This is a genomic window from Actinocorallia longicatena, assembly GCF_039534125.1.
Lineage (GTDB): Bacteria > Actinomycetota > Actinomycetes > Streptosporangiales > Streptosporangiaceae > Actinocorallia > Actinocorallia longicatena.
In genome coordinates this window covers 26,543-41,107 of the sequence record NZ_BAAAUV010000002.1, presented here as the reverse complement: position 1 = coordinate 41,107, position 14,565 = coordinate 26,543, and the positions used below count along the sequence as shown (strand labels likewise).

General features: G+C 71.3%; 15 protein-coding genes. 8 read left to right on the top strand and 7 right to left on the bottom strand.

Annotation, left to right across the window (positions count from 1 at the left end; genetic code table 11):
* Positions 1 to 19 precede the first annotated feature (19 nt).
* Entirely contained in the window at positions 20 to 1,111 is a 1,092-nt protein-coding gene (locus ABD785_RS03135; protein WP_344821888.1) for a thiolase C-terminal domain-containing protein, read from the bottom strand.
* A 361-nt stretch (positions 1,112 to 1,472) separates the two neighbouring features.
* On the opposite strand from ABD785_RS03135, the gene ABD785_RS03130 reads away from it, so the two are divergent.
* From ABD785_RS03130 to ABD785_RS03105, 6 genes are all read left to right on the top strand, one after another.
* Positions 1,473 to 2,783, top strand: a complete 1,311-nt coding sequence (locus ABD785_RS03130) for an extracellular solute-binding protein (RefSeq protein ID WP_344821886.1) — start codon at positions 1,473 to 1,475, stop codon at positions 2,781 to 2,783.
* A 74-nt stretch (positions 2,784 to 2,857) separates the two neighbouring features.
* Positions 2,858 to 3,826 carry a carbohydrate ABC transporter permease gene (locus ABD785_RS03125; RefSeq protein WP_344821884.1) on the top strand — a complete coding sequence of 323 codons (969 nt, stop codon included), beginning with the start codon at positions 2,858 to 2,860 and terminating at the stop codon, positions 3,824 to 3,826.
* Complete coding sequence (locus tag ABD785_RS03120) at positions 3,823 to 4,650, top strand: carbohydrate ABC transporter permease (protein WP_344821882.1); 828 nt, start codon at positions 3,823 to 3,825, stop codon at positions 4,648 to 4,650. Before ABD785_RS03125 ends, ABD785_RS03120 begins: the two co-directional genes overlap by 4 nt.
* On the top strand, positions 4,647 to 6,023 hold the full coding sequence (locus ABD785_RS03115; RefSeq protein WP_344821880.1) for a GH1 family beta-glucosidase: 1,377 nt from the start codon (positions 4,647 to 4,649) through the stop codon (positions 6,021 to 6,023). Before ABD785_RS03120 ends, ABD785_RS03115 begins: the two co-directional genes overlap by 4 nt.
* Positions 6,020 to 7,015 carry a LacI family DNA-binding transcriptional regulator gene (locus ABD785_RS03110; RefSeq protein WP_344821878.1) on the top strand — a complete coding sequence of 332 codons (996 nt, stop codon included), beginning with the start codon at positions 6,020 to 6,022 and terminating at the stop codon, positions 7,013 to 7,015. Before ABD785_RS03115 ends, ABD785_RS03110 begins: the two co-directional genes overlap by 4 nt.
* A 31-nt stretch (positions 7,016 to 7,046) precedes the next feature.
* On the top strand, positions 7,047 to 7,730 hold the full coding sequence (locus ABD785_RS03105; protein ID WP_344821876.1) for a helix-turn-helix transcriptional regulator: 684 nt from the start codon (positions 7,047 to 7,049) through the stop codon (positions 7,728 to 7,730).
* On the opposite strand, the gene ABD785_RS03100 is transcribed toward ABD785_RS03105, so the two are convergent.
* The 6 genes from ABD785_RS03100 to ABD785_RS03075 are packed head-to-tail and all read right to left on the bottom strand — an operon-like array spanning position 7,714 to position 12,781.
* A complete protein-coding gene (locus tag ABD785_RS03100) occupies positions 7,714 to 8,106 on the bottom strand; it encodes a VOC family protein (RefSeq protein WP_344821874.1) in 393 nt (130 codons plus the stop codon). The genes ABD785_RS03105 and ABD785_RS03100 overlap by 17 nt on opposite strands.
* A 52-nt stretch (positions 8,107 to 8,158) precedes the next feature.
* Positions 8,159 to 9,352, bottom strand: a complete 1,194-nt coding sequence (locus ABD785_RS03095; RefSeq protein ID WP_344821872.1) for a PQQ-binding-like beta-propeller repeat protein — start codon at positions 9,350 to 9,352, stop codon at positions 8,159 to 8,161.
* A 21-nt stretch (positions 9,353 to 9,373) separates the two neighbouring features.
* Positions 9,374 to 10,420, bottom strand: coding sequence for an NAD(P)H-dependent flavin oxidoreductase (locus tag ABD785_RS03090; protein WP_344821870.1), 1,047 nt, complete (start codon positions 10,418 to 10,420; stop codon positions 9,374 to 9,376).
* Positions 10,417 to 11,145: a CoA-transferase subunit beta gene (locus ABD785_RS03085; RefSeq protein WP_344822868.1), complete on the bottom strand. Its 729-nt coding sequence runs from the start codon at positions 11,143 to 11,145 to the stop codon at positions 10,417 to 10,419. The genes ABD785_RS03090 and ABD785_RS03085 overlap by 4 nt, the downstream gene beginning before the upstream one ends.
* Before the next feature lie 5 nt (positions 11,146 to 11,150).
* Positions 11,151 to 12,005 carry a CoA transferase subunit A gene (locus ABD785_RS03080; protein ID WP_344821868.1) on the bottom strand — a complete coding sequence of 285 codons (855 nt, stop codon included), beginning with the start codon at positions 12,003 to 12,005 and terminating at the stop codon, positions 11,151 to 11,153.
* Positions 12,005 to 12,781 (bottom strand): enoyl-CoA hydratase family protein, encoded by a 777-nt coding sequence (locus ABD785_RS03075; RefSeq protein WP_344821866.1) that lies wholly within the window; start codon positions 12,779 to 12,781, stop codon positions 12,005 to 12,007. Before ABD785_RS03075 ends, ABD785_RS03080 begins: the two co-directional genes overlap by 1 nt.
* 69 nt (positions 12,782 to 12,850) lie before the next feature.
* Here ABD785_RS03075 and ABD785_RS03070 point away from each other — a divergent pair, with 69 nt between their 5' ends.
* Both ABD785_RS03070 and ABD785_RS03065 read left to right on the top strand, forming a co-directional pair.
* Entirely contained in the window at positions 12,851 to 13,624 is a 774-nt protein-coding gene (locus tag ABD785_RS03070) for an SDR family oxidoreductase (RefSeq protein WP_344821865.1), read from the top strand.
* A 31-nt stretch (positions 13,625 to 13,655) separates the two neighbouring features.
* A complete protein-coding gene (locus tag ABD785_RS03065) occupies positions 13,656 to 14,564 on the top strand; it encodes an SDR family oxidoreductase (RefSeq protein WP_344821863.1) in 909 nt (302 codons plus the stop codon).
* Position 14,565: the final 1 nt, after the last annotated feature.

Genomic DNA, 14,565 nt, shown 5'->3' with positions numbered 1-14,565 from the left:
GGGGCCTTCGCGTGCTCCGCTATCCCGGGGTGAGGACCGCGGCGGAGCCGTAGCTGCCGCCGAAGCCCGTGACCAGGGCGGGGACGCCGGTGGCGCGGACCCGCCGGACGGCCTCGGCGGTGTTGTTGAGCCCGTGGACGTACCCCTCCGACAGCAGGCCGCCGTGCGGGTTCACGCGGTCCAGGGCGGCGCTCAGGCCGTCCTTGAGGTCCTCGCGGGCCAGCAGCCCGAAGTCCTCCAGCTGGCGTGGGACGAGCCAGCTGTAGGCGTCGTAGAGCAGCGCCGAGCCGATGTCGGCGGGCTTCATCCCGGCGGCCTCCCAGAGGCGGTCCGCGACGTAGTGGGCGAAGATCCGCGTGACGTCCTCGGCCTTGTCCATCGTCGAGCAGCCCGAACCGCCCCCGCGCACGACGGCGTGGATGCGCGGCGCCCCGGGACGCGGCCCGGTGACGACCAGGGCGCAGCCGGCGTCGGTCTCCTGGCAGCAGTCCGAACGCCGCAGAGGTGAGGCGATCATGGGTTCGGCGCGGTAGTCCTCGAGCGTCATCGGCTTGCGGACGAGGGCACGGGGATTGGCCGCGCCGTTGGCCCGCGACCGGATGACGACCTCCGCGAGGTGGTTTTCGGTCAGGCCCCTATCGTGCAGATACCGCTGCGCCGCGAGCGCGAACTGGTGGACCGGGCCGGCCATGCCGTAGGGGTGGGTGAACTGTTCCTCGGTGCCCTCGCCGAGCTTGAGCCCGAGGGTGTTCATGCGCCGGCCCGAGCGGCCGTTGAGGGCCCGGTAGACCAGCACGTTCTCCGCGAGGCCGCTCGCCACGAGCATCGCGGCGTCGGCCAGGATCGACGCGCACTGGGTGCCGCCGCCGTAGATCTCGTTGTGCCAGCCGATCTCGTCCATGCCGAGGGAACGCGCCAGGTAGAGCACCGGAGCGGAGTCGTTCAGGTGGTAGCTGAGGATCGCGTCGGGCCGGTCGATCCCGGCCTCGTCGAGCGCGGCGCGGGAGGCCGTCAGCGCGAGGTCGAGCGGCGTCACCCCCGACGCACGGGTGATTTCGGTCATGCCGATACCGGCGATCGCCGCACGGCCGGAGAAGCTCTGGCGGGTCATCGGCCGCACCGTACCCGGACGGGGGAGCGACGCGTCCCGCCGCCGCGTGCGACGTGCGCCGAACGGCCCGAGACGTGGACGCCGCCTGCGGCGGAAGGGGCGCGATCCTTCCCCCGCAGGCGACGGGCTCGGGCCCGGGAGAGTTCGACGATCACTTGGAAGAACAGTCCCGAGGGCATGTGAGGAAACTAACGCGAAACATCTTCCAACGCAAGCGCTTGCTTGGTCTTCTCCGGGATAACGGTTGGATATCGGCCACTTGACGTGATCTCACTCGGGGCTGTTCCATGCGTGGGAGCGCTCCCACAGGTGCTGGCAAGCACCGTCTTCACCCCACCCCCGTCCTGGGAGGAACATCCCCATGCAGTTCACCCGTCGATCCGCCGTGATCGCCGCGATTCTGGCCGGCGCCCTCGCCGCTACCACTGCCGCCTGCTCCGACGACAAGGAGGGCGACGGCGGCACCAAGGCGTCCGAGATCAAGCTGACCGTCGACAGCTTCGGCACGGTCGGCTTCCTCGACCTGCTCAAGCAGTACGAGACCAGCCACCCGGGCGTCAAGATCGAGCACCGCAACGAGAAGGAGCACGAGAAGGTCTACGTGCCCAAGCTCCTGCAGTACCTGGAGACCGGGTCGGGCGCCGGCGACATCGTGATGATCGAAGAGGGCATCATGCCGCGCATGCGGAGCCTGCCCGACAAGTTCCTCGACCTGAACCAGTACGGCGCCGCCGAGGTCAAGGGCAACTTCATCCCGTGGAAGTGGACCGCGGGCTCCAGCGCCGACGGCTCCAAGCAGATCGCCCTCGGCACCGACGTCGGCGGCATGGGCCTGTGCTACCGCACCGACCTGTTCGCCAAGGCCGGCCTGCCGACCGACCGCGCCGAGGTCTCCAAGCTCCTGCCGGACTGGAACGCCTTCATCGCCAAGGGCAAGGAGTTCCAGAGCAAGGTCAAGGGCACCAAGTGGGTGGACGGCCCCACCAGCCTGTTCAACACCCGCCTGGCGCAGGAGGCCGGAGCCGGCACGAGCTTCACCTACTTCGACGCCTCGCAGGCCTACATCGCCGACAAGAACCCGGCCGTCAAGACCGCGTTCGACTTCGTCGCCCAGCTCCACGCGGACGACCTGACCGCCAAGCTCAAGACCTTCGACAAGCCGTGGGAGGCCGCGTTCAAGCGCGACACCTTCGCCACCATGGCCTGCCCGTCGTGGATGCTCGGCGTCATCAAGGAGAAGGCCGGCGACGCCTACAAGGGCAAGTGGGACGTCGCGGTGCCCCCGGGCGGCGGCGGCAACTGGGGCGGCTCGTTCCTCGCCGTCCCGGCGCAGTCCAAGCACCCGAAGGAGGCCGTGGAGCTGCTGAAGTTCCTCACGACCCCCGAGGCGCTCGTCGCGCAGTTCAAGACGGCCGGCGGTCTGCCGTCGTCGCAGCAGGCGCTGGAGAACCCCGACGTCAAGGGGTTCGTCAACGACTACTTCAACAACGCCCCCGTCGGTGAGATCTTCGGCGCTACCGCGCTGAACCTCAAGCCCGTCTCGTTCGGCGCGAAGAACAACGAGGTCCGGACGGCCTTCGAGGACGTCCTGGTCGCCCTGGACCAGGGCAAGCTCTCGGCCGGTGACGCCTGGACCAAGGCGCTCGAGGACGGCCGCAAGAAGGCCGAATAGCCCCGACCGTCTGTGGTGCCGCCGGGATCGCGACCCGGTCCCGGCGGCACCGCCGCCTCCTCGAAAGGCCCTTCATGAACTCCGTGCGCACCCGGTCGGCGCCGCCGCCGAAGGCGCCCCCGGCCGCCGGCCTCTCCGCCCGGCCGGTCCGCAGCTCCCTGGCGACCTGGCTGGACATCAAGGCCGCACCGTACGCCCTGGTATCTCCGTACTTCCTGCTTTTCGCCGTCTTCGGCTTCTTCCCCCTGCTGTTCACCTTCTGGGTGTCGCTGCACGACTGGGAGCTCGCCGGTTCCGACCGGGAGTTCATCGGGTTCGAGAACTACAGCGAGCTGGTCAAGGACGCCGACTTCTGGAACTCCGTCTACAACACGCTCGGCATGTTCGTCCTCTCGACGATCCCGCAGATCCTGGGCGCGCTGTTCCTGGCCAACCTGCTGAACAAGAAGCTGCGCTTCCGGCTGGTCATGCGGATGGGCATCCTGCTCCCGCTGGTCACCTCGATCGTCGCGGTGTCGGTCGTGTTCAGCCAGCTCTACGCCCGTGACTACGGGTTCGTGAACTGGATCCTCGGCAAGGAGGGCACCCTCGACTGGACGGCCGACAAGTGGTCGTCCTGGACCGCGGTCGCCACCATGGTCGACTGGCGGTGGACCGGCTACAACGCCCTGATCTTCCTGGCGGCGATGCAGTCCATCCCCGGTGACCTCTACGAGGCCGCCTCGATCGACGGCGCGACCACCCGGCGCATGTTCTGGTCGATCACGATCCCGATGCTCAAGCCGGCGATCGTGTTCGTCACGATCATCTCGACCATCGGCGGGCTGTCCCTGTTCACCGAGCCGACCCTGTTCAACAACGGCGACGTGGGCGGCGGCTCCCTCAGCCAGTCCCAGACGATCGCGATGTACATGTACGAGCGCGGCTTCCGCGACTTCGACTTCGGTTACGCCTCGGCCGTCGCCTGGATGCTCTTCCTGCTCATCCTGATCGTCTCCGTGATCAGCTTCCTGCTCACCCGCCGGATCGGAGGCGCGAAATGATCAACCGGGCCACATGGATGACCAAGGTGACGCTCGTCGTCGCCGTGCTTCTCTCGGCTTTCCCGATCTACTGGATGTTCATCGTCGCCACCCGCGGCAACGACGTGGTGAGCTCCGTGCCGCCGCCGATCCTGCCCGGCGGGATGTTCGGCGACAACCTCCAGCGGCTGTCCGACACCGAGGACGCCCACTTCTGGCTGGGCCTCGGCAACTCCGCGATCGTCGCCACCACCGTGACGCTCTCGGTCGTGGTGTTCTCCAGCCTCGCCGGTTTCGCCTTCGCCAAGCTGAGGTTCAAGGGCCGCAACGCCCTCCTGCTGGTCGTGCTGCTGACGATGATGGTGCCGATCCAGCAGATGGGGATCATCCCCCTCTACATGCTGATGGTGAAGCTCGGCTGGGCCGGCGACCTGAAGTCCGTCATCGTGCCGTTCCTGGTGAACGGGTTCGGGGTCTTCCTGATCCGCCAGTACGCCGCCCAGGCGGTGCCCGACGAGCTGATCGAGGCCGCCCGCGTCGACGGCTGCTCCACGCTGCGGATCTACTGGAGCGTCGTGCTGCCGGCGCTGCGCCCCGCGATCGCGGTGCTCGCGCTGTTCACCTTCATGCAGACCTGGAACGAGTTCATCTGGCCGCTGGCCGTGCTCACCCCGGACAACCCGACGGTCCAGCTCTCCATCTCGCGCCTGAACAGCACCTATTTCAACGACTACACGCTGATGTTCACCGGGACCGCGCTCGCGACCGTCCCTCTGATCGTCATCTTCGTTCTCTTCGGCCGCCAGATCATCGGCGGCATCATGGAAGGAGCCGTGAAGGCATGATCGCTCGGGGGTTCCCGGAGGGTTTCGTCTGGGGCACGGCCACGGCCGCCTACCAGATCGAGGGGTCGGTCAACGCCGACGGACGGGGTGTGTCGATCTGGGACACCTTCGCCCACACACCCGGACGCACGCTTCTCGGCGACACCGGCGACGTGGCCAACGACCACTATGTCCGCTTCCGTGAGGACGTCGCGCTGATGGCGGACCTCGGGGTCACCGGGTACAGGTTCTCCCTGTCCTGGCCGCGGATCCGGCCGAACGGCCGCACCAACGAGCAGGGCCTCGACTTCTACCGGCGGCTCGCCGACGAGCTGCTCGCGGTCGGCATCACGCCCTTCGCGACGCTCTACCACTGGGACCTGCCGCAGGAGCTGGAGGACGCCGGCGGCTGGCCCGCCCGCGACACCGCCTACCGGTTCGCCGACTACGCCTCGGTGGCCCACGACGCCCTCGGCGACCGGGTCCACGACTGGATCACGGTCAACGAGCCGTGGTGCGCGGCCTTCCTGGGCTACGGCTCGGGCGACCACGCGCCGGGCGTCCGGGACTCCAGGGCCGCGGTCCGCGCCGCCCACCACCTGCTGCTGGCCCACGGCCTCGCCGCCCCGATCCTCCGCTCGGGGGAGGGCCGTGTCGGCGCCGCGCCGAACCTCTACGCCGTCTCGCCCGCCTCGGACGCGCCGGAGGACCTCGACGCCGCCCGCCGCGTCGACGGCCTGCAGAACCGGTTCTTCCTGGACGCCCTGCTCAAGGGCTCCTACCCGGTCGACGTGCTGGAGGACCTGGAGCCGTTCGGCTTCGACGAGGCCATCCAGCCGGGCGACATGGGAGTGATCGGCGGACCGATCGACTTCCTGGGGATCAACTACTACAGCCGTCACACGGTCTCCGGCCTGCCGGACGCCGACGGGCACGTGGCCACCTCCCCGTTCGCGGGGGCGTCGCCGTGGCCGGGGGCCGAGCACGTGGCCTTCGTCCACGGCGGCCGTCCCGTGACGGACATGGGCTGGGAGATCGACCCCGAGGGCCTCCACGAGATCCTCACCAGGGTCGCCAAGGAGTACCCGGCCGTCCCGCTCTACATCACGGAGAACGGGGCCGCCTACCCCGACGAGCTCGTGGACGGCGAGTGCGCCGATCCCGAGCGGGTCGCCTACCTGGAGGGCCATCTGCGGGCCTGCCATGACGCGATCTCCGACGGGGTGCCCCTGAAGGGCTATTTCGCCTGGTCCTTCATGGACAACTTCGAGTGGGGCTGGGGTTACGGCAAGCGCTTCGGCCTCGTCCACGTGGACTACGACACCCAGGTGCGCACTCCGAAGTCCAGCGCGCGCTGGTTCGGCGACGTCGCCAGGCACAATGGTCTTTCGTGAGTGCTGAACAGAAACCGACCCTGGAGTCGGTCGCCGCACGTGCAGGGGTAGGCCGCGGCACCGTCTCCAGGGTCATCAACGGCTCGCCCAAGGTCAGCCCGCAGGCCCGTGAGGCCGTGCTCCTGGCCATCGACGAGCTGGGGTACGTCCCCAACCGGGCGGCCAGGATGCTGGTCACCCGCCGCACGGACACCGTCGCGCTGGTCGTGTCGGAGTCGGAGGAGCGGGTCTGGGGGGAGCCGTTCTTCGCCGGGATCATCCGCGGGATCAGCGCGGGCCTGTCCGAGACGGGCCTCCAGCTCCTGCTGGCGATGGCGCAGTCGCCCGCCGACCACGACCGGCTGGAGCGGTACCTGACCGGGCAGCACGTCGACGGCGCGCTCCTGGTCTCGCTGCACGGGGACGACCCGCTGCCCGGCCACCTCGAGGACCGGGGCCTGCCGATCGTCATGGTCGGCTCGGCGCCCGGCTACACGCCGGTCGCCTACGTCGACGCCGACAACAGGGGCGGGGCGCGCCTGGCCGTCCAGCACCTGGCCGACCGGGGCAGGAGACGGATCGCGACGATCACCGGCCCGCAGGACATGCAGGTGGGCGTGGACCGTCTCGAGGGCTACCGCGACGTCAATCCGGGGCCCGAGCTGATCGCCCACGGGGACTTCTCCGAGGACAGCGGCGAGCACGCCATGCGCGACCTGCTCGCCAAGGACCCGGGCCTCGACGCCGTCTACGCGGCCTCGGACCCGATGGCCATAGGGGCGATGCGGGTGCTGCGCGAGGCCGGCCGCCGGATCCCCGAGGACGTCGCCGTCGTCGGCTTCGACGACTCGCCGACCGCCCGGCACACCGATCCGCCGCTGACCTCGGTCCACCAGCCGGTCGAGGCGATGGGCCGGGCCATGTCGGAGCTGCTGATCGCCCGGATCCAGGAGATCGAGTTCTTCTCGCCCCGGATCCTCGACACCCATCTGGTCGTCCGCGGCTCGTCCTGACGCACAGGCGATCGTGGGGCATGCTGGAGGCATGTACCGGGAGCGGGAGGTCCCCGGCGGGACGCTCTGGACCAGGCGCGCGGACACCGCGGAGGTGGCCCGCGTCATTCCCGACGGCTGCCTCGACCTGCTCTGGATCAGGGACGAGCTGGTCGTCGCGGGCCCGGACACCGGCCCCCATCTGGCCGCCACGGGCGCCGGTGAGGTGATCACCGGGCTGCGTTTCGCCTCCGGCCGGGGCCCCGCGGTCCTCGGCGTGCCCGCCCGCGAGCTCCGCGACGCCCGGGTCCCGCTGGCGGACCTGTGGGCGCCCGGGGCCGTCCGCGAGCTGACGGAGCGGCTGGCCGCCGCGCGGGTGCCGGGACGGGTGCTGGCGGAGGCCGTCGCGGGCCTGCGGGCCGAGCCGGACCCGATCGTGCCCGGGGTGCTGGCCTCCCTCGCCGAGGGGGTGCCCGTCGCGGACTGCGCGCGGCGGACCGGGCTCAGCGAACGCCAGCTCCACCGCCGCTCCCTGGACGCCTTCGGCTACGGCCTGCGGACCCTGTCCCGGGTCCACCGCCTGGGCCGGGCCCTGGAGCTGGTCCGTTCCGGCCGTCCCCTGGCCGAGACCGCGGCCGTCGCGGGTTACGCCGACCAGCCCCATCTCACCCGCGAGGTGAGGGCGCTGACCGGCGTCGCGCCGACGGCCTTCGCGCCCGTCAGCCCAGCGGGCTGAACAGGTCGACCGCGGTGCCGTCCGGGTCGTGGACGATCGCGTACCGCTGACCCCAGAAGGCGTCCCACGGCTCCTTGCGGCCCGGATGCCCGGCCTTGACCAGCCGCTCGTAGGCGGCGTCGACCTCGGCGGGGCCGGGGCACCTGAACGCCAGGGCCACCCGGTGCCCGCCCGACGGCGGGTTCCAGTCCGGGTCGAAGCTCCGGACCACGTCGACGCGGTCCCAGGCGAGCCGCAGCCCGCCGGGCAGCTCCACCTCGACGTGCGGTTCGGAGTCGGCCTCCGCCGGGATGTCGAACCCCAGCAGCCGGTAGAACGCCAGTGAGGCGGCCATGTCGGCCACCACCAGCCCGATCAGATCAAGTCTCGCTTCCATCCTCCCAACCTAGGCAGCCGGGGCCCGGGAGGTCTTGAAGGAATCGGACGTGTCAGGTGAGCGGGAACCCGTACAGGGAGCCGCCCCGGCGGACCAGGGCGTAGCCGTCGGAGCTGCGGGCGGCGGGAGCCGCGGTCAGCTCGCGGACGTGGGCGCCCTTGGGGACGGTCACCGAGACGTAGGGAGGCCTTCCGCCGGCCCGGTGGGGGAGGAACGGCTCCCAGGCGGCGGTGGCGAGGTAGTAGACGTCCGGGAGGGCCAGGCCGAAGAGGGCGGGCCCGCTGTGCTTCCAGACGGTGCGGCCGGTCTCCATGTCGAGGGCGAGATGGAGGCGGGCCGCCCGGTCGGTGACGATCAGCCGGTGCTCGGTGGGCTCGTAGGCGACCTCGCGGGCGGTCAGGGCGGTGAACCCGGCGAGCTCGCGGGTCCAGGCCGTCCGGCCCGTCCTGGCGTCGTTGAGGGTCAGCAGGGATCTTCCGCGGTCGCCGATACGCCAGGAGACGAGCAGCTTCCCCGCGTACAGGCCGTGGACGGAGGCGGCGGAGGCGCCCTCGCGGGAGCGGATCGTGGTCAGGCGGCGGCCGTCGCGCTTCAGGTCCAGGACGCGGACGCGGTCGATGACGGCCAGGTCGCCGAAGACGTCGAAGGTGCCGGGGCCGGAGGAGGGCCTGTCGATCTCGGTGACGGTGTCGCCGGACTCGTCGGCGACCGTCGTGGTGTCCGCGAGCCGCCGCCGGGCGGGATCGAGCTTCGCGCCGCTGAACAGGTAGCCGCCCGCGTAGGCGGTGGGAGGGGACAGGGGGGTGGCCGTGTGCCGGACCTCACCCTCCTCGTCGAGGATCCAGCGGTCGAGGGTGACGGTGTCGCGGGGGCTCTCGGCGACCAGGACCGGGCGGCGTCCCGCCCGGTCGGCCCGGACCTCGGTGCCGCGCGGGACGGGCAGCCGCCGCAGGACCTTCCCGGTCGCCGCCCGCAGGAGCACGATCTCGTTGAAGTCCCTGGTCGCGGTGTAGGCCAGGGCGAAGGCGGTGCCCACGGTGAACAGGCCGTCGGCTGCCACGTTCCCGCCGCCGCCGGGGTCGCCGAACTGGGCGGCCTCGATCGTCCAGGCGGGGGTGCGGCTCAGGCCGGGGAGACGGGGGTGGCCGGCGGCGGGACGCTCCTCCCGGGGAGGGAACGAGCATCCCGCCGGCAGCGGCATGACCAGGGCGATCGTGGTCAGCGCCGCGACAGCGCGAGGGGGCATTCGCAGAAGATAGCGGGCATTTCAGACACGCGGAAGGGCCCGGAGAGCCGCCTCCGCCTCGGCCATGATCCGGGTGATCAGTTCCTCGCAGGACGGCAGGTCGTCGATGAGCCCCACGACCTGTCCCGAGGCCATGACGCCCAGGTCGGCGCGGCCGTCGACCATCGCGGCCTTCAGCAGCATCGGGGTGTTGGCGGCCATCAGGACCTGGGCCCAGGTGAGCTCGCGCCCGTGTTTCATGCGCTGACCCTCGCGGATCATCGACGCCCACGACATCCCGGACATCTTCTTGAACCGGGCGCCGTTGCGGACGGCCCGGAACAGGCCCGACGCCCGTCCCGCGGACTCGAGCTGGGCGACCAGCTCCGAGGTGAGGACCCGGTGCGGCATCCCGTCGACCCGGGTGGTGACGACGGTGTCCCGGACGGACTTGCCCAGGTAGACCTTCTTCACCTCCTCGCCGACGGGGGAGTCGGAGGTCAGCAGGAAGCGGGTGCCCATGGCCACCCCGGCCGCGCCGTAGGACAGGGCCGCGACCAGGCCGCGGCCGTCGAAGAAGCCGCCCGCGGCTATCACCGGGATGTCGACGGCGTCCACGACGTCGGGGAGCAGGACCGTGGTCGGGACGGGACCGGTGTGGCCGCCGCCCTCCCCGCCCTGGACGATCACGGCGTCGGCGCCCCACGCGGCGACCTTCTCCGCGTGCCGCCGCGCCCCGATCGAGGGGATCACCACGACCCCCGCGTCCTTGAGCCGGCCGATCAGCTCCCTGGACGGCGCCAGCGCGAAGGACGCGACCCGCACGCCCTCCTTGATCATGATCTCGACCCGGTCGGCGGCGTCGTCGGCGTCGGAGCGGATGTTGACCCCGAAGGGCGCGTCCGTGCGGTCCTTGATCTTGTGGATCGCGGCCGTCATCTCCTCGACCGAGAGCGTCGAGGCGGCGACGATGCCGAGGCCGCCGGCGGCGGAGGTGGCCGCGGCCAGCCCCGCCCCCGCGACGTACCCCATGCCGGTCTGGACGACCGGGTAGCGGATTCCGGTCAGCTCGGTGAGGGCGGTCTTCACGACGGGACCTCGCGCTCGCGGATGCCCTTGGGGTCGAGGACCTCGCGCATGATCCGCAGCTCCTCGGCGGTGGGAAGCCTGGTGCCGGGCACCTCGTCGGGGATGACGAGCTCGAAGCCCGTCGCGGCGACGACGTCCTCGACGCTCACGCCGGGGTGGACCGAGCGCAGCCGCAGCCGCCCGTCGGGCGTGGCGAAGTCCAGGACCGCCAGGTTGGTGACGACCCCGCGCAGCTCGAACGCCCCCCGGTCGGTGCCCACGCCGGACACGAAGTCGACCTTCTCCACGAACACCCGCGGCGAGTGCCGCGGCACCCAGAAGCTGGTGGTGTTGATCCGGGTGTTGCCGGGGGCGCCGCGCGAGCCGAGCAGCTGCGACTTCGGCCGGTCGGCCGGGCCGATGTGGCTGATGTTGCAGTTGCCGAACCTGTCCATCTGCGACGGCCCGAGCCAGACGTGCCGGCGGCCGTTCAGGACCAGCCACAGATGGTCGCGGAAGGGCAGCCAGCCCTCGACGTCCCCGGCGGGGGCGCCCAGCGGAACCGGCTCGGCCGTCAGGTAGGGCCCGCCGTCGGTGGTCAGCAGGCCGGGCTCGAAGGTCGATCGGGCCAGCCGCGCGCCGAGCGCGGGGGTCATCCCGGCCACGGCCGCGGCCACGATCTCTCCGTCGCCGCGGAACAGTTCCGCGCAGGCGACCGCGCAGACCTCGGCGCGGGTGGCGGTCAGCGTGCTCACTTGCTCTCCTCCCGCCAGGCGCGGACGGCGTCCTGGTAGGCGGCCTCGTCCCCGTCGAGGAAGCGGGAGCGGAACGCCGCCCACTTCTCGGGGTCGGCCGCCGACTCGACATAGAACTTCTGGAACCTCTCGTCACGCCGGTCGTCGTCGCCGGTCGTGAAGTGGGAGCCGCCGGGCGTCTCGACCACGCCCGCGACCTGGGCGCGGCTGACGAGCAGCGCCTGGACCGGGCCCTCCTTGAGCAGGTCGGCGGTGTCGACGAGCTTCTCGCACGACAGGTAGGTGCGGTCGGCGGCCTTGGCGTACAGGTCGTCGAAGTAGGGGTCGCCGCCCAGGTAGAGGCCGTTGCCGCGGGCGTCGGCGCGCTGGAGGTGCACCAGGGCGGCGTCCATCTTCAGCGCGGGGACGGCGAGAAGCTCCTCCTCGCCGTAGGGGTTCCTGACCGTCTTCAGCGAAGGATTGGTGGCGAGGACGTCGGAGCCGAGCCCCGCGTAGGTCGGCAGGAACGGCAGGTGGTGGGCCGCCGCGTACAGGCCGAACATGAACATGCCCTCGTCGTACTCCTCGAACTCGATGGCCCCGCTCTGCCGGGCCAGCCGGAAGTGCGGTTCGAGCGCGATCGAGTCCAGGGTCACGAACGGGGCCACCAGCTTGCGGATCTTCCCGGCCGCGCAGAGCAGCCCGACGTCCGCCCCGCCGTAGGAGATCACCGTGAGGTCGGTGACGGGGGAGTTGCAGATCGCCCGGACGAGCGCCATCGGCTTGCGCCGCGACCCCCATCCGCCGATCCCGATCGTCATCCCGCTCTCCAGCGAGCCGACGACCTCCTCGATCGTCATCTGAACGCCCATCAGCCCTCCGCCTCGTCCTGCTTGTCCTGGGATCCGCTCCGCCGCACGAAGGAGTCGCGGTGCTTGTCGCCCGCGCCCTGGAGATTGAGCTCGAAGGTGAAGCCCTGCTCGAACCGGTAGGACCGGTTGACGTCGACCGGGTCGATGCCGTTCAGGCACTCCTTGGCCCGGCGGATCACGAACGGGTCCATGTCGGCGATCCGCGCGGCGACCTCGAAGGCCGTGTCGCGCAGGGCCTCGCGCGGGACGACCGCGTGCACCGAGCCGAACGCGTGGAGCTGGGCGGCGGTCGCGGTCTGCGTCGTGTAGACCATCGCGCGCATCAGATGCTGCGGGACCAGCCGGGCCAGATGGGTGGCCGCGCCGAGCGCCCCCTGTTTCACCTCGGGCAGCCCGAAGGTGGCGTCGTCGGAGGCGACGATGACGTCGGCGTTGCCGACCAGCCCGATCCCGCCGCCGAGGCAGAAGCCGTGGACGGCCGCGATCACCGGGACCTCGCACTCGTAGACGGCCTTGAACGCCGCGTGGCAGCCGCGGTTGGCGCCCAGCAGCGCGTCGAACCCCTCGGTCCGCTGCATCTCCTTGATGTCGACGCCCGCGTTGAAGCCCCGGCCCTCAGACCGCAGCACGACCGCGCGGATCTCCGGGTCGCGCCCGGCGGCGGTGATCGTGTCGGCGAGGTCGAACCAGCCCTGGACGGTCAGCGCGTTGACCGGCGGCGCGTCGACGACCACCTCGGCCACGCCGGGAGCGGCAACAGTACGCGTGATCCCCATACCCCACCCTCATTGATGTTCACCTAACGCTTGCTTGGTACCGTAGCATGCGGCACCGAGGAGGATCCGATGACGGTCAGCTATGACTACCGAGGCAAGACGGTGCTGGTCACCGGCGGGACGAAGGGGATCGGCGCGGGCATCGCCCGGGCCTTCCTGAGCGCCGGAGCGGACGTCGTCGTCTGCGCCAGGAAGGACCCGGGGGAGGCTCCCCACGTCGAGCACGACTACGGGAAGCGGAGCGCGTCGTTCCTCCCCTGCGACGTGCGCGACCCCGAGGACGTCGCCCGGACGGTCGAGGCGGTCATCGCCCGGCACGGCCGTCTCGACGTCGTGGTCAACAACGCGGGCGGCTCACCCTACGCGCTGGCCTCCGACGCCTCGCCGCGCCTGCACCAGCGGGTGATCGAGCTCAACCTGCTGGGCCCGCTGCACGTCGCGCAGGCCGCCCGCACCGTCATGGACGAGGGCGCGATCATCATGATCGGCTCGGTCAGCGGCACCCGCCCGTCGCCCGGCACCGCCGCCTACGGGGCCGCCAAGGCCGGGCTGCACCACCTCGGCGCCTGCCTGGCCGCCGAGTGGGCGCCCCGTGTGCGGGTGAACAGCCTGGTGGTCGGGCTGATCGAGAGCGGCGACGACCAGGCCGAGCACTACGGCGGCGAGGAGGCGATGAAGGCGATCCGGCAGACGATCCCGGCCCGGCGGATGGCCGTCCCCGACGACGTCGCGCGGGCCTGCCTCTACCTGGGGGCCGAGCCGTTCGTCACCGGCACGACCCTGACCATCGACGGCGGCGGCGAGCAGCCCGCCTGGAACTACATCGCCCAGCAGCACCTCTAGTTCATCGGCACCTTTCAAGGGAGACGGCAAAATGGGAATCGTGGACGGCCGTGTGGTCATCGTGACCGGGGCGGGGCGCGGCATCGGGCGCGAGCACGCGCTGGAGTTCGCCCGCCAGGGAGCCCGGGTCGTCGTCAACGACCTGGGCGTCGAGCTCGACGGCGCGGGGAACCGCACCAGCGAGGTCGCCCGGTCGGTCGTGGAGGAGATCAGGGCCTTCGGCGGCGAGGCGGTCGCCAACGGCGACGACATCGCCTCCTGGGACGGGGCCGCCGGGCTGATCCGCTCGGCGCTCGACGCCTTCGGCGGGCTGCACGTCCTGGTCAACAACGCCGGGTTCGTCCGCGACCGGATGCTGGTCTCGATGGGCGAGCAGGAGTGGGACGACGTCGTCCGGGTCCACCTCAAGGGCCACTTCGCGCCGCTGCGGCACGCGGGCGCCTACTGGCGCGAGCAGTCCAAGGCCGGCCACACGGTCGACGCCCGGATCATCAACACCTCCTCGGGCGCGGGCCTGCTCGGCTCGGTCGGCCAGGGCAACTACGGCGCGGCCAAGGGCGGCATAGCCACGATGACGCTCATCGCCGCCGAGGAGATGGCCCGGTACGGCGTGACCGTCAACGCGATCGCCCCCGCCGCCCGCACCCGCATGACCGAGGGCCCCTTCGCCGCGATGATGGCCAAGCCCGAGTCCGGTTTCGACGCCATGCACCCCGGCAACGTCTCCCCGCTGGTGGTCTGGCTGGGCAGCGCCGAGGCCCGGCACGTCACCGGCCGGATCTTCGAGGTCGAGGGCGGCGTCATCGGCGTCGCGAACGGCTGGACGCACGGCCCCCGCGTCGACCGCGGCGCCCGCTGGGACCCCGCCGAGGTCGGCCCCGCCGTCGACAAGCTCCTCGCGGAGGCCCCGGACGCCGACCCGGTGTACGGGGCGAGCTGAG

Bases quoted from the DNA above. Each gene is read 5' to 3' on its own strand.
- ABD785_RS03135 (WP_344821888.1), bottom strand. From the start codon at position 1,111: ATGACCCGCCAGAGCTTCTCCGGCCGTGCGGCGATCGCCGGTATCGGC.
- ABD785_RS03130 (WP_344821886.1), top strand. From the start codon at position 1,473: ATGCAGTTCACCCGTCGATCCGCCGTGATCGCCGCGATTCTGGCCGGC.
- ABD785_RS03125 (WP_344821884.1), top strand. From the start codon at position 2,858: ATGAACTCCGTGCGCACCCGGTCGGCGCCGCCGCCGAAGGCGCCCCCG.
- ABD785_RS03120 (WP_344821882.1), top strand. From the start codon at position 3,823: ATGATCAACCGGGCCACATGGATGACCAAGGTGACGCTCGTCGTCGCC.
- ABD785_RS03115 (WP_344821880.1), top strand. From the start codon at position 4,647: ATGATCGCTCGGGGGTTCCCGGAGGGTTTCGTCTGGGGCACGGCCACG.
- ABD785_RS03105 (WP_344821876.1), top strand. From the start codon at position 7,047: ATGTACCGGGAGCGGGAGGTCCCCGGCGGGACGCTCTGGACCAGGCGC.
- ABD785_RS03100 (WP_344821874.1), bottom strand. From the start codon at position 8,106: ATGGAAGCGAGACTTGATCTGATCGGGCTGGTGGTGGCCGACATGGCC.
- ABD785_RS03095 (WP_344821872.1), bottom strand. From the start codon at position 9,352: ATGCCCCCTCGCGCTGTCGCGGCGCTGACCACGATCGCCCTGGTCATG.
- ABD785_RS03080 (WP_344821868.1), bottom strand. From the start codon at position 12,005: ATGGGCGTTCAGATGACGATCGAGGAGGTCGTCGGCTCGCTGGAGAGC.
- ABD785_RS03075 (WP_344821866.1), bottom strand. From the start codon at position 12,781: ATGGGGATCACGCGTACTGTTGCCGCTCCCGGCGTGGCCGAGGTGGTC.
- ABD785_RS03070 (WP_344821865.1), top strand. From the start codon at position 12,851: ATGACGGTCAGCTATGACTACCGAGGCAAGACGGTGCTGGTCACCGGC.
- ABD785_RS03065 (WP_344821863.1), top strand. From the start codon at position 13,656: ATGGGAATCGTGGACGGCCGTGTGGTCATCGTGACCGGGGCGGGGCGC.